This window comes from Pseudomonas sp., assembly GCF_049653025.1.
Classification (GTDB): Bacteria; Pseudomonadota; Gammaproteobacteria; order Pseudomonadales; family Pseudomonadaceae; genus Aquipseudomonas.
This window is the reverse complement of the sequence record NZ_JBASFM010000016.1, coordinates 232,610-245,290: the sequence shown is the minus strand read 5'-3', so window position 1 is coordinate 245,290 and position 12,681 is coordinate 232,610. Positions and strand designations below refer to the sequence as shown.

Genomic DNA, 12,681 nt, shown 5'->3' with positions numbered 1-12,681 from the left:
GCTAGCGCGGTATCTGTTGGATAAATCGACCTAAGGCGTTTTGTCGCGCTGATTCCGGGGTTTAGCTTTGCCAGCGCTGGGTGGTAGCGGCGAACAGTCGGCTGCCGCTTTGCGCAGCAAGCGTTGGCTGGCGCTGATCAGCCAGCAGGTGAGGATAAACGGCATGGTCAGCGCCGGTAGGCCCAGGGCGCTAAAGCCGGGCTGCAGGAGCAACGCCAGACCGATTCCAAGTAGTGGCAGCCAAGGGCGGCGGTGCACCTGGCTCAGGGCGATCGCGGCCAGGGCGGCGTTATAGCCATACAGGCCGGTCAGCGCGCCGTGTTGCGGCAAGCCCTGATACAGCGCCAAGGCCAGGCCGCCGGTGGAACCCAGCAGCGCCCAGCAGGCCGCGCGCCGATCGGCCAGCAGCAGGCCGATTAGCAGACAGACGCCGGCCAACGGCTGATCGAGAAAAATCACCTGGCCCAAGCCGCGCGCCATGGCGATCAGGCTGGCCCACCAGTCGAGCGGCTGCGCTGGGCTTGGCACGGCCAGCGCAAACTCTAGCTGCAGGGCCGGAGCCAGCCACAACAGCAGCCAGCTCAGCAGGATAAATGGGAAGGTAAAGGCGGGCAGCCAGTGGCGCTCACGGGTGCGCTGCATCCAGGCGGCCAGCATCAGGCTGGAGAGGCCCGCGCTGACGATGATCAGCAACGGCAGCAAGGCCGACCAGCTGAATTGCAGGCTGATCAGCATGCCCAGCAGGATGCCGTTGTAGCCATACAACCCCTGCGCGATATCTGCCTTGGCGTAGCCGCGCCGTTGCGCCGTCAGCGTACTGCTGAGCCCACCGAGCAACGCGCCGCCGAGCAACTGCGGCGCACCGAGGGCGATCGCCAGTAGCACCAGCAGGCCGCAGCCGGGATGACTTTGCAGAAAGATCTGGCTGAAGCCATTGAGCAAGGCGCGAAAGCCTTGCAGGGCGTGGGCGGGCAGCGGTGATGGCGACATACAGACGAACCTGAATAAAAATTACCGGGAGCAATTTTTCACGTCGCATCGCGACGGCCAGAATAAAAAGAGGCACCTGTCGGGAATACCGAGAGGTGCCTACAAACTGGCAATGCCAGCGTGGGAGCAGTGTTGCTCGGGGGCAGGGCGGATGCGGCTGTGTGCTTATCCGCCCTGCTGGTATAGGAGTAGCCCGGCTGCGGCCGGGCTACTGGTCTTAGTGCAGTGTTTCGATGCGCAGGCTGTTGGTGCTGCCCGGCTGGCCGAACGGCTCGCCGGCGGTGATCACCACGGTGTCACCGGTGCTGGCCAGGCCGGCAGAGCGGGCGATTTCCAGTGCGGTGCGGGTCACGTCCTCGACCTTGTGCAGGCGCTCGTTGACCACCGAGTACACGCCCCAGGCCACGCTCAGGCGGCGTGCGGTATCCAGGCTCGGGGTCAGGCTGAGGATCGGCGCTTTCGGCCGCTCGCGTGAGGCACGCAGGCTGGAGCTGCCCGACTCGGTGTAGTTGACCAGTACGGCCACCGGCAGGATGGTGCTGATACGGCGGATCGCGCAGCTGATCGCGTCGGAAGAGGTGGCTTCGGCCTGCGGGCGGCTGACGTCGAGTTGGGCCTGGAAGTCCGGGCCGTTTTCCACCTGGCGAATGATCTTGCTCATCATCTGCACGGCTTCCAGCGGGTAGTCGCCGGAGGCGGTTTCCGCCGAGAGCATCACCGCATCGGCCCCTTCGGCCACGGCGTTGGCCACGTCGGTAACCTCGGCGCGGGTCGGTGCCGGGGAGAAGCGCATCGATTCGAGCATCTGCGTGGCCACCACCACCGGTTTGCCGAGCTGGCGGCAGGTGCGGATGATGTCCCGCTGGATGCGCGGCACGTTTTCCGCTGGTACTTCCACGCCCAGGTCACCGCGGGCAACCATGATCGCGTCACACAGCTTGGCGATTTCTTCCAAGTGAATGACCGCAGACGGCTTCTCGATCTTGGCCATCAGGAAGGCTTTGCCCTGGATCAGCTCACGCGCCTCGATGATGTCTTCCGGGCGTTGCACGAACGACAGCGCGACCCAGTCCACGCCCAGCTCAAGGCCGAAGCTCAGGTCGCGGCGATCCTTCTCGGTCAGCGGGCTCAGTTGCAACACGGCTTCCGGTACGTTGACGCCTTTACGGTCGGACAGCTCGCCGCCGGCAATCACTTCGGTGATCACCGCGTCGCTGTGCTTGGCGGTGACTTGCAGGCGCAGGCGGCCATCGTCGAGCAGCAGGCTCATGCCGGGTTGCAGCGCCTCGATGATTTCCGGGTGCGGCAGGTTGACCCGCTGGGCGTTGCCCGGGGTGCTGTCGAGGTCCAGGCGCAGGCTCTGGCCGCGCTCGAGGTTGACCTTGCCTTCGGCAAAGCGGCCAACGCGCAGCTTCGGCCCTTGCAGGTCCATGAGGATGCCGATCGGGGTGTTCAGCTGCTTTTCGACTTCACGTACCCAGTTGTAACGCTGGGCGTGGTCGGCGTGTTCACCATGGCTGAAATTGAGGCGGAACAGGTTGACCCCGTTCTCCACCAGCTGGCGGATGTCGTCGATGGTTTTGATCGCTGGGCCAAGGGTGGCGAGGATCTTTACTTTCTTGTCGGCTTTCATTGGGCAGAATCCTCAAGGATCAGAATGGCGCGAAAATCGTTGACGTTGGTACGTGTCGGCCCAGTGACGATCAGTTGATCGAGGGCGGCGAAGTAGCCGTAGCCGTTGTTGTTATCCAGCTCATCGCTGCTGCTCAAGCCCAGGGCGTGGGCGCGGGCATGGCTGTCGGGCGTCATGATCGCCCCGGCGTTGTCTTCCGAGCCGTCGATGCCGTCGGTGTCACCGGCCAGGGCGTAGACACCCGGCAGACCCTTGAGGCTGTCGGTCAGGCTGAGGAGGAATTCGGCGTTGCGACCGCCACGGCCATTGCCGCGCACGGTGACGGTGGTTTCACCGCCGGACAGAATCACGCAGGGCGGCTTGATCGGCTGGCCGTGCAGGACGATCTGCCTGGCGATACCGGCATGCACCTTGGCCACTTCGCGCGATTCGCCTTCCAGATCGCCAAGGATCAGGGTCGGCAAACCGGCTGCGCGGGCCTTGGCGGCAGCGGCGTCGAGGGATTGCTGCGGGCGGGCGATCAGCTGGAAATGGCTGCGGGCCAGGCACGGGTCGCCGGGTTTGACGGTTTCCGAGGCCGGGCTCTGCAACCAGGCGCGCACGTTGGGTGCAATCTCGATGCTGTAGCGGGCCAGAATCGCCAGGGCTTCGACCGAGGTGGTCGGGTCGGCCACGGTCGGGCCGGAGGCGATCACCGTGGCTTCATCGCCCGGCACGTCGGAAATCGCGTAGGTGTAGACGCTGGCCGGCCAGCTGGCCTTGGCCAGGCGACCACCCTTGATCGCCGAGAGGTGCTTGCGTACGCAGTTCATCTCGCCGATCGACGCGCCGGATTTGAGCAGCGCCTTGTTGATGGCCTGCTTGTCCTTGAGGCTGATCCCTGCCGCGGGCAGGGCGAGCAGGGAAGAGCCGCCGCCGGACAGCAGGAAGATCACCCGGTCGTCTTCGCTGAGGTTGCTGACCAACTCCAGCACGCGGCGCGCCACGCGTTCGCCGGCATCGTCCGGCACCGGGTGGGCGGCTTCGACCACTTCGATCTTCTTGCAGTTAGCGCCGTGCTCGTAACGGGTGACCACCAGGCCCGAGACGTCGCCCTGCCATTCCTGCTCGATCACTTCGGCCATGGCGGCGGCGGCTTTTCCGGCACCGATGACGATAACGCGACCGCTGCGATCTTCCGGCAGGTAGTCAGCCAACACCTGGCGCGGATGGGCGGCGTCGATGGCGCTGGCGAACAGCTCGCGCAGCAGAGACGTTGGATTGATAGACGGATCGATGGACATGGCGATCTCTCTTGTTATGGCCGGAGCAACTTTTTATTACTGAAGCAAGTTCGATTCTAGTGCGCAGCGCCCTGGGGCAAGACGCTGCGCACTAGAATCGACCCATCCGGCAGGCAGGCCGTGACACCGCCTGCCGGACAGATCGAAAGGGTTGTTTCAAGGCGGCTGACCCCGCCCTGAAACCTGTTACTTACTCACCACGGATGTTGAAGTTGGCCATGTGCTCCAGGCCTTTGATCAACGCCGAGTGGTCCCAGTTGCTGCCACCGATGGCCGCACAGGTGCTGAACACTTGCTGGGCGTTGGCGGTGTTGGGCAGGTTAAGGCCCAGTTCGCGCGCGCCGGCCAGGGCCAGGTTGAGGTCCTTCTGGTGCAGGCTGATGCGGAAGCCTGGGTCGAAGGTGCCCTTGATCATGCGCTCACCGTGCACTTCAAGGATCTTCGAACCGGCGAAACCGCCCATCAGTGCTTCACGCACCTTGGCTGGATCGGCGCCGTTCTTGGCGGCGAACAGCAGGGCTTCGGCCACGGCCTGGATGTTCAGGGCGACGATGATCTGGTTGGCGACCTTGGCGGTCTGGCCGTCACCGTTACCGCCGACGCGGGTGATGTTCTTGCCCATGGCCTGGAACAGCGGCAGCGCGCGTTCGAAGGCATTCGGGCAACCGCCGATCATGATCGACAGGGTAGCCGCCTTGGCACCGACTTCACCGCCAGATACCGGCGCGTCGAGGTAGGCAGCGCCAGTAGCCTTGATCTTCTCGGCGAAGACCTTGGTGGCGGTAGGGGAGATCGAACTCATGTCGATGACCACTTTGCCTGCGCCAACGCCTTCGGCGATGCCGTCCTTGCGGAACAGCACGTCTTCAACCTGGGGGGTATCCGGCACCATGACGATGATGAATTCGGCTTCCTGCGCCACTTCGCGCGGGTTGGCCAGGCCGATGCCGTTGTCGCCAATCAGGTCAGCAGGAGCCTTCTCGAAGTGCTCGGAGAAGAACAGGGTGTGCCCGGCTTTTTGCAGGTTCTGCGCCATAGGCTTGCCCATGATGCCGGTGCCGATAAATCCGATTTTTACCATGAGAGTGCTCTCCTAAAGAGTGGGGCTCAGATTGCGTTGTGCGCTTTCATCCAGCCAAGGCCGGCAGCGGTGGTGGTGGCCGGCTTGTATTCACAGCCGATCCAGCCCTGGTAACCGATACGGTCCAGGTGCTCGAAGAGGAAGCGGTAGTTGATCTCGCCAGTGCCCGGCTCGTTGCGGCCCGGGTTGTCGGCCAACTGCACATGGTTGATCACGGCGAGATTGGCCTCGACGGTACGCGCCAGGTCACCTTCCATGATTTGCATGTGGTAGATGTCGTATTGCAGGTACAGGTTGCTGCTGGCGACTTTGTCGCGAATGGCCAGCGCCTGCTTGGTGGTGTTCAGGTAGAAACCCGGAATGTCGCGGGTGTTGATCATTTCCATGACCAGCTTGATGCCCGCAGCTTCGAGCTTGCCGGCGGCAAACTTGAGGTTGTCGACGAAGGTCGCTTCAACGGTGGCGCAATCCAGGCCTTGTGGGCGGATGCCGGCCAGGCAGTTGATCTGCTTATTGCCCAGCACCTTGGCGTAGGCGATGGCCTTGTCCACGCCGGCGCGGAACTCTTCAACGCGGTCGGGGTGGCAGGCGATACCGCGCTCGCCCTTGGCCCAGTCACCGGCTGGCAGGTTGAACAGCACCTGCTCCAGGCGGTTGGCATCCAGGCGTGCCTTGATCACTTCGGCAGCGAAGTCATACGGAAACAGGTATTCGACACCGCTGAAGCCAGCGGCGGCGGCGGCGTCAAAACGCTCCAGGAAGTCCACTTCGGTGAACAGCATGGACAGGTTGGCGGCAAAACGGGGCATGGTGTGCTCCTTTGTTTATCTCCCCTCTCCCGCAAGCGGGAGAGGGGATTGGTTGCATCAATCCAGCAGCGAGATCGCAGTCGGGGCGTCGGCACCACGTTCGGCGAGTTCTTCGAACTCGTTGATCGCGTTGATTTCGACACCCATGGAGATGTTGGTGACACGCTCCAGGATGATCTCGACCATCACCGGTACGCGGAACTCTTCCATCAGTGCCTTGGCCTTGGCCAATGCTGCCTGGATGTCGTTCGGCTCGAATACGCGCACGGCCTTACAGCCCAGACCTTCCACCACGGCAACGTGGTCGACGCCGTAACCGTTGATCTCCGGTGCGTTGATGTTCTCGAAGGCCAACTGCACGCAGTAGTCCATCTCGAAACCGCGCTGCGACTGACGGATCAGGCCCAGGTAGGAGTTGTTCACCACCACGTGGATGTACGGCAGGTTGAACTGCGCGCCCACAGCCAGTTCTTCGATCATGAACTGGAAGTCGTAGTCGCCGGACAGGGCCACCACGTTGCGGGTCGGATCAGCCTTGACCACACCCAGTGCCGCCGGAATGGTCCAGCCGAGGGGACCGGCCTGGCCACAGTTGATCCAGTGACGCGGCTTGTACACGTGCAGGAACTGCGCGCCAGCGATCTGCGACAGACCGATGGTGCTGACGTAGCAGGTGTCCTTGCCGAAGAACTCGTTCATCTCTTCGTAAACGCGCTGCGGCTTGACCGGCACGTTGTCGAAGTGAGTCTTGCGCTGCAGGGTACGCTTGCGCAGCTGGCAGGATTCGACCCAGGCGCTGCGGTCTTTCAGCTTGCCAGCGGCTTTCCACTCGCGGGCCACGGCGATAAAGGCATCCAGCGCGGCGCGGGCGTCGGAAACGATGCCCAGGTCCGGGTTGAATACGCGGCCGATTTGGGTCGGTTCGATATCAACGTGGATGAACTTACGGCCTTCGGTGTACACATCGACGGTACCGGTGTGGCGGTTGGCCCAACGGTTACCGATACCGAATACCAGGTCGGATTCCAGCAGGGTGGCGTTGCCGTAACGGTGCGACGTCTGCAGACCGACCATGCCGACCATCAGCTTGTGGTCGTCAGGAATCGCGCCCCAGCCCATCAGGGTCGGGATCACCGGTACGCCGGTCAGCTCGGCGAACTCAACCAGTTGCTCGGCCGCGTCGGCGTTGAAGATACCGCCGCCGGCGACCAGCAATGGACGCTCGGCGTCATTCAGCATGGCCAGGGCTTTTTCAGCCTGAACACGGTTTGCAGCTGGCTTGGCCAGCGGCAGGGGTTCGTAGGCGTCGATGTCGAACTCGATCTCGGCCATCTGCACGTCGAACGGCAGGTCGATCAGCACGGGGCCTGGGCGGCCGCTGCGCATTTCATAGAAGGCTTTCTGGAAGGCGCGCGGCACTTGGCCAGGCTCCATCACGGTGGTCGCCCACTTGGTCACCGGCTTGACGATGCTGGTGATGTCGACGGCCTGGAAGTCTTCCTTGTGCATACGGGCGCGCGGCGCTTGACCGGTGATGCACAGGATCGGGATGGAGTCGGCGGATGCCGAGTACAGGCCGGTAACCATGTCGGTGCCAGCTGGGCCGGAGGTGCCGATGCACACGCCGATGTTGCCGGCATTGGTGCGGGTATAACCCTCAGCCATGTGCGAGGCACCTTCGACGTGGCGAGCCAGGACGTGGTCGATACCGCCGACTTTTTTCAGTGCAGCGTACAGGGGGTTGATGGCGGCGCCGGGAATGCCGAACGCAGTGTCAACGCCTTCGCGGCGCATCACCAGTACGGCGGCCTCGATTGCTCTCATTTTGGCCATTGTCTTGTGCCTCGTTTGTTATCAGATTGTATACAAAACAGCTGGTTTGGATTCTATTCATGGCCTGACCTTCTGGTCAACACGTTTTGTTGTCGAGGCGCTGTCTGGCAGAAATCTTTTAAAACAACCGTTTTAGCTGGGGTGCTTGATCTGCTGCGGATAAGTGCTCGCATAACTGTATACAAGTACTGTTTGTATTGTATCCCTCTATTGAGTTTTTTGTTTCTGGTGAGATAGTGACGTTGAGCTTTGGATTGCCCGGCCGCTGTCAATCGCCCTGTAGGCGGCGCAGCGCCGGGTGTTTCGTAGGATTTATCAGCATCGAGGAAGACCCAACATGAGTACGTTGAATCTGCAAATCGCCACCACCATCAGTAATCGCGCCCTGGCAGTCGGTCGGGAAATTTCCGCTGCGCCGCTGACCGTGGCGGTGCTGGACGCTGGCGGCCACCTGATCAGCCTGCAGCGTGAGGACGGGGCCAGCCTGTTGCGCCCGCAAATCGCCATTGGCAAGGCCTGGGGCGCGCTGGCGCTGGGCAAGGGTTCACGCCTGATCGCCGCCGACGCTCAGCAGCGTCCGGCCTTTATCGGCGCGGTAAACAATCTGGCCGACGGTCAGCTGGTGCCGGCACCGGGTGGTGTGCTGATTCGTGATGAGCGCGGCGCGGTGATCGGTGCCGTTGGCATCACCGGTGACACCTCGGATATCGATGAGCAGTGCGCGATCAATGCGGTGGAATCGGTAGGGCTGAAAGCCGACGCTGGCATAGTCGCCTAATCGGCTCGATGCGCCGGGAAAGCTTCCGGCAGCGCAGAACAAAAAAACGGTGGATGACCTGGGGTCATCCACCGTTTTTTTGTAGCGGGGAAAAGGGCGCTTAGGCGTTGCTGACCCGCTCCGATGGGCTGACTTGGGTTTCGTCGATCTCGCAGCCCTTGATCACCAGGCGGATGATGGTCTGTGCGGCAGCTTCGTAGTCGGCTTCGTCCAGGCTGGTTTTGCCGGTTACGGTGGAGATCTGCCAATCGAAGTCGGCGTAGGTCTGGGTGGCGGCCCAGATGCTGAACAGCAAGTGATGCGGGTCGACCTTGGCCATCAGGCTCTGGTCGATCCAGCGTTGAATGCAGGAGATATTGTGCTTGGCCTGGGCGTTAAGCTGCTCGGTCTGGTCGGCGGACAGGTGCGGTGCGCCGTGCATGATCTCGCTGGCGAACACCTTGGAGGCGAAAGGCAGCTCGCGGGAGATGCGGATCTTCGAGCGGATATAGGCGCGCAGTACGTCGGCCGGCTTACCGGGCTGATTGAACGGGGCCGAGGCTTCCAGCAGCGGTTCGATGATGCTTTCCAGCACTTCGCGGTAGAGGTTTTCTTTCGACTTGAAGTAGTAGTAGACGTTGGGCTTGGGCACCCCGGCCTTGGCGGCGATATCGCTGGTCTTGCTGGCGGCAAAACCCTTGTCGGCGAACTCTTCACTGGCTGCGCGTAAAATCAGCTCTTTGTTACGCTCGCGAATACTGGTCATAAGCCTCTGTGCTTCTGTCGGTCGCCCGTCGCTGGGCAGCGTCGGGCATGGTAGCACCGGCCTTGCGCGACGCTCAAGCGAACGGCCATGGGCTCTGGCGAGACTAGCTGACTCGCTAGTCAAGTTGTTGTATACAAAATTTAATTTTTCTGTTTCTATCTCGTCTTATGCATTCATAACAAAAAGTCTCGGCTCGTTGAGCTCCAGGAGACACGTCTTGAACAGTCAATTGGTTGACCCCTTCGGTCGGCGCATCACCTATCTACGGTTATCGGTTACCGATCGCTGTGATTTTCGCTGCACCTATTGCATGAGCGAGGACATGGTCTTCGCCCCGCGCGAGCAGATTCTCAGCCTGGAAGAACTGTATAACGTGGCCGATGCGTTTATCGGCCTCGGGGTCAAACGCATCCGCATCACCGGTGGCGAACCACTGGTGCGCAAGAACCTCCTGAGCCTGCTGACCCGTCTGGGCGAGCGCCCGGAGCTGGAAGACCTGGCCATCACCACCAATGGCTCGCAGCTGGCTGAGCTGGCCCCGCAACTGCGTGCGGCCGGGGTCAAGCGCCTGAATGTCAGCCTTGATTCCCTGCAGCGCGAACGCTTCGCCGCCTTTACCCGCCGCGACAAGCTCGACCAGGTGCTGGCTGGCATCGACACGGCGCGCGCCGCGGGCTTTCGCAAGATCAAGCTCAACGCCGTGGTGCAGAAAGGCCGTAACGACGATGAAGTGCTCGACCTGGTCGAGTTCGCCATGGGCCGAGGCCTGGACATCAGCTTTATCGAAGAGATGCCCCTGGGCAGCATTTCCAGCCACCAGCGCGAGCAGACCTTCTGCTCCAGTGACGAGGTGCGTGAGCGCATCGAGCAGCGCTATGCCCTGGTGCGCAGCAGCAAGCTGACCGGCGGGCCGTCGCGCTACTGGCAGGTGGTCGGCAGCGACACTCAGGTCGGTTTTATCTCGCCGCACAGCCACAACTTCTGCGGCGATTGCAACCGCGTGCGGGTGACCGCCGAAGGCAAACTGGTGCTGTGCCTGGGGCATGAAAATGCCCTGGATCTCAAGGGCCTGATGCGCGCTTATCCCGGCGACAGCCAGCGCCTGCGAGATGCCTTGATGCAAGCCTTGCAACTAAAGCCCGAGCGTCACCATTTCGAGACCGATGCCCAGGTGCAGGTAGTACGTTTTATGAGCATGACCGGCGGCTAAACGCTGCTCGATTCCAGCGCCACGCCCAGTGGCCTCTCCCGTTCGCTTCGACCACACAACTTGTCAGGAGGTTTGCTGTGAAGCATTCACACGTCTGCAGTTTGTTCGCCCTTGTCTGTTCCACCAGTGTCAGCGCTGAAAGCTATGTGATCGGTGTGGAGAAACTGGCGTTCGCGCCGCACTACAGCATCGATGCGCAGGGCCAGTACCAGGGCTTTGCCCGCGACCTGTTCGACCTGTTTGCGGCCAAGAGCGGGGTCGAACTGAGTTACAAGGTTTTGCCGGTTGAACAGTTGCTGCCGGCGCTGCTCAATGGCGAAGTGGACTTCAAATACCCGGACAGTGACACCTGGGCGCAGGCGCAGAAAGCCGGCAAGGCAGTGAGCTACAGCCAAGGGGTGGTCAACTACGTCGACGGTGTGCTGGTTGCGCCGCAGCGGCAGGGCCAGTCGATTGATCAGATAAGCCGCCTGGCGATGGTCAACGGCTGGACGCCCTGGGGCTATCAGGAGCGTATCGATGCCGGCAAGATCGAGCTGACCTATAGCGATGACCTGCGCCAGATGATTCGTCAGGCCTTGAAGAAGGACACCGACGGGGCCTATTTCAACGTGGTGGTGGCCACCCACTATCTGGACAACATCCGTGCCCGCCCGGGTGCCCTAGTGTTCGATGCCAAGTTGCCGCACAACCGTGGCAGCTTCCACCTGTCGACCATCAAACACAGCGAGTTCCTGAAGCGCTTTGATCGCTTCCTGCTGGACCATCAGAGCGAGGTTGCCGCGTTGAAGAGCCAGTACCGGGTCGAGGCCAATCTGGACGCCGATCGCATCGGCCTGGAGCAGTGGAAGTTGGACTTTCTGGAGCGGCAGAAGCTCAAGGAAGCCCGGGTGCAATAACGACGCAGGCGTGTAGCGCAGTTATACAAGAGCCGCTCTCAGGGCGGCTTTTTATTGGGCAATAAAAAAGGGGATGGCTGTTTGGCCATCCCCTTTTGCGTGGCTGCCGCCTACCCGGCAGACACGAGTTCCACTTAGAAGTGGTACTTCACCAGCGCCTGCATCGCGGTCTGGTCGAAACCATCTTCGCTACCGTCGAATGGCTTGGCACCGTACTTGTTGTGCCACATGTTCAGCTCGGTACCGACGTACAGCTTTTTGCCTTCGCCAAACAGGGCTTTACCGGCATCCCACTTGACCTGGATCGAAGAGCCAACCGAGGTCTGGCTGCCTGCGTCTTCTGAAGGAGAGCGCCAGTCAACATAACCGTCGATGACGAAGTCCTGATTGCCGAGGGCAAATGGATAGGCACCGGCTACGGTCAGCTGGACAGCGTCACCGTTGCTGCTTGGATCGGCGAAGAATACGTTGTTGTTGATTTTTACGTGATAGAGGTTGGTTTGCAGGAAGGCAAAACCAGGCACATCCCAGTCCACACCGACACCATAAAGATAATTTTCAGTGCCAGCACCGCCATTACCATGTTCGTAGACGAAGGCTGCTAAAACGTCTTTTACCGGGCCTACAGCCAACTTCTCGCCGGTCAGCCAGCTTAGGCTCACCCGTGGATTAATTTCCATGTAATAGAAGTTGTCTTTTTCGTTACCGAAGTCGCCGGTGCGTGACTGAAGGTTGTCAGCATCGACGTAATCGTAGAAGGCAAAGATATCCCCCCATACCCAGCCGCTGGCGTGTTCAAAAGTAAGGGTGGCTTGTTCGTCTTGCTCTTCGGCGTTGAAGTTCAGGCCATCAAAATTCTCTCCGTAGAGGGCCGATAGACTGTTGTTTTGCCACAGCAGTGGACCACCTTCTGCAGCTGCGTGCTGGGCGGCGAACAGGCCGGTGGCGAGGGCGATGCAATGGGGCAGGTGCTTCAGTTTCATCACGTTTTCCTTATTGTGGACTTACAAGGTTTTTCAGCCCTGCGGCGAACCGCAGGGACGAACAGGTAAATAGGTTGATTCCTCAACGGGGTCGTTGCGGCGAATTGAATTGATGCAGGGCGCTGTACAGCGAATCAGGCTGGCTGGCCTGCGCTGGCTGGTGCAGTGCCATGCGGCGCTGCACAACGGCGCTCTGGATAAACCGGATAACGGTTCGCGTGGCGCTGCTGAAGAAGGGCAGGCGAGGCGCGGCAAAACGTATGGGGGTGCGATCAACCGCTGGGTCGATTTGCTTGTTGCCAACCGCAGACGGAGCTGGGGTGCGCGGGGTGTGATGGGTGGTCATGTCAGAGCCTGCCAGTTGTTCTTATATGGTCATGGGCTTGCACGAGGCTTCACGGGCCTCTGTCCTGAATGCGACATAAAGTTGTCCGCGT

The 12,681-nt window shown here is 61.2% G+C and carries 12 protein-coding genes; 3 read left to right on the top strand and 9 right to left on the bottom strand.

Annotation, left to right across the window (positions count from 1 at the left end; translation table 11 throughout):
• Nucleotides 1-30: 30 nt before the first annotated feature.
• The 6 genes from WBK23_RS12945 to gcl all read right to left on the bottom strand — a co-directional run bounded on the left by WBK23_RS12945 (nt 31) and on the right by gcl (nt 7,629).
• Complete coding sequence (locus tag WBK23_RS12945) at nt 31-990, bottom strand: urea transporter (RefSeq protein WP_424484350.1); 960 nt, start codon at nt 988-990, stop codon at nt 31-33.
• 217 nt (nt 991-1,207) lie between these two features.
• Nucleotides 1,208-2,623, bottom strand: a complete 1,416-nt coding sequence (pyk, locus tag WBK23_RS12940; protein WP_424484349.1) for a pyruvate kinase — start codon at nt 2,621-2,623, stop codon at nt 1,208-1,210.
• Complete coding sequence (locus tag WBK23_RS12935; RefSeq protein WP_424484348.1) at nt 2,620-3,906, bottom strand: glycerate kinase type-2 family protein; 1,287 nt, start codon at nt 3,904-3,906, stop codon at nt 2,620-2,622. The genes pyk and WBK23_RS12935 overlap by 4 nt, the downstream gene beginning before the upstream one ends.
• Before the next feature lie 190 nt (nt 3,907-4,096).
• Nucleotides 4,097-4,987, bottom strand: a complete 891-nt coding sequence (locus tag WBK23_RS12930) for a 2-hydroxy-3-oxopropionate reductase (protein ID WP_424484347.1) — start codon at nt 4,985-4,987, stop codon at nt 4,097-4,099.
• A 26-nt stretch (nt 4,988-5,013) separates the two neighbouring features.
• Nucleotides 5,014-5,796: a hydroxypyruvate isomerase gene (gene hyi, locus WBK23_RS12925; RefSeq protein WP_424484346.1), complete on the bottom strand. Its 783-nt coding sequence runs from the start codon at nt 5,794-5,796 to the stop codon at nt 5,014-5,016.
• Between the two features lie 57 nt (nt 5,797-5,853).
• On the bottom strand, nt 5,854-7,629 hold the full coding sequence (gcl, locus tag WBK23_RS12920) for a glyoxylate carboligase (RefSeq protein ID WP_424484345.1): 1,776 nt from the start codon (nt 7,627-7,629) through the stop codon (nt 5,854-5,856).
• Between the two features lie 337 nt (nt 7,630-7,966).
• Here gcl and WBK23_RS12915 point away from each other — a divergent pair, with 337 nt between their 5' ends.
• Nucleotides 7,967-8,407 (top strand): GlcG/HbpS family heme-binding protein, encoded by a 441-nt coding sequence (locus WBK23_RS12915; RefSeq protein ID WP_424484344.1) that lies wholly within the window; start codon nt 7,967-7,969, stop codon nt 8,405-8,407.
• A gap of 100 nt (nt 8,408-8,507) precedes the next feature.
• Here the strand turns inward: WBK23_RS12915 and WBK23_RS12910 are convergent, their stop codons facing one another.
• Nucleotides 8,508-9,152 (bottom strand): TetR/AcrR family transcriptional regulator, encoded by a 645-nt coding sequence (locus WBK23_RS12910; protein WP_424484343.1) that lies wholly within the window; start codon nt 9,150-9,152, stop codon nt 8,508-8,510.
• 217 nt (nt 9,153-9,369) lie between these two features.
• Between WBK23_RS12910 and moaA the strand changes: the two genes are divergently transcribed.
• Together moaA and WBK23_RS12900 are read left to right on the top strand one after the other, a co-directional pair.
• Nucleotides 9,370-10,362 (top strand): GTP 3',8-cyclase MoaA, encoded by a 993-nt coding sequence (gene moaA / locus WBK23_RS12905; RefSeq protein WP_424484342.1) that lies wholly within the window; start codon nt 9,370-9,372, stop codon nt 10,360-10,362.
• A 77-nt stretch (nt 10,363-10,439) separates the two neighbouring features.
• The gene (locus tag WBK23_RS12900) at nt 10,440-11,261 is read left to right on the top strand and encodes a transporter substrate-binding domain-containing protein (protein ID WP_424484341.1); all 822 of its coding nucleotides are present in this window, start codon (nt 10,440-10,442) and stop codon (nt 11,259-11,261) included.
• A gap of 134 nt (nt 11,262-11,395) precedes the next feature.
• Here WBK23_RS12900 and WBK23_RS12895 read toward each other — a convergent pair whose 3' ends face one another.
• Complete coding sequence (locus WBK23_RS12895; RefSeq protein WP_424484340.1) at nt 11,396-12,244, bottom strand: outer membrane protein OmpK; 849 nt, start codon at nt 12,242-12,244, stop codon at nt 11,396-11,398.
• An 82-nt stretch (nt 12,245-12,326) separates the two neighbouring features.
• Nucleotides 12,327-12,590, bottom strand: a complete 264-nt coding sequence (locus WBK23_RS12890; RefSeq protein WP_424484339.1) for a hypothetical protein — start codon at nt 12,588-12,590, stop codon at nt 12,327-12,329.
• Nucleotides 12,591-12,681 lie beyond the last annotated feature (91 nt).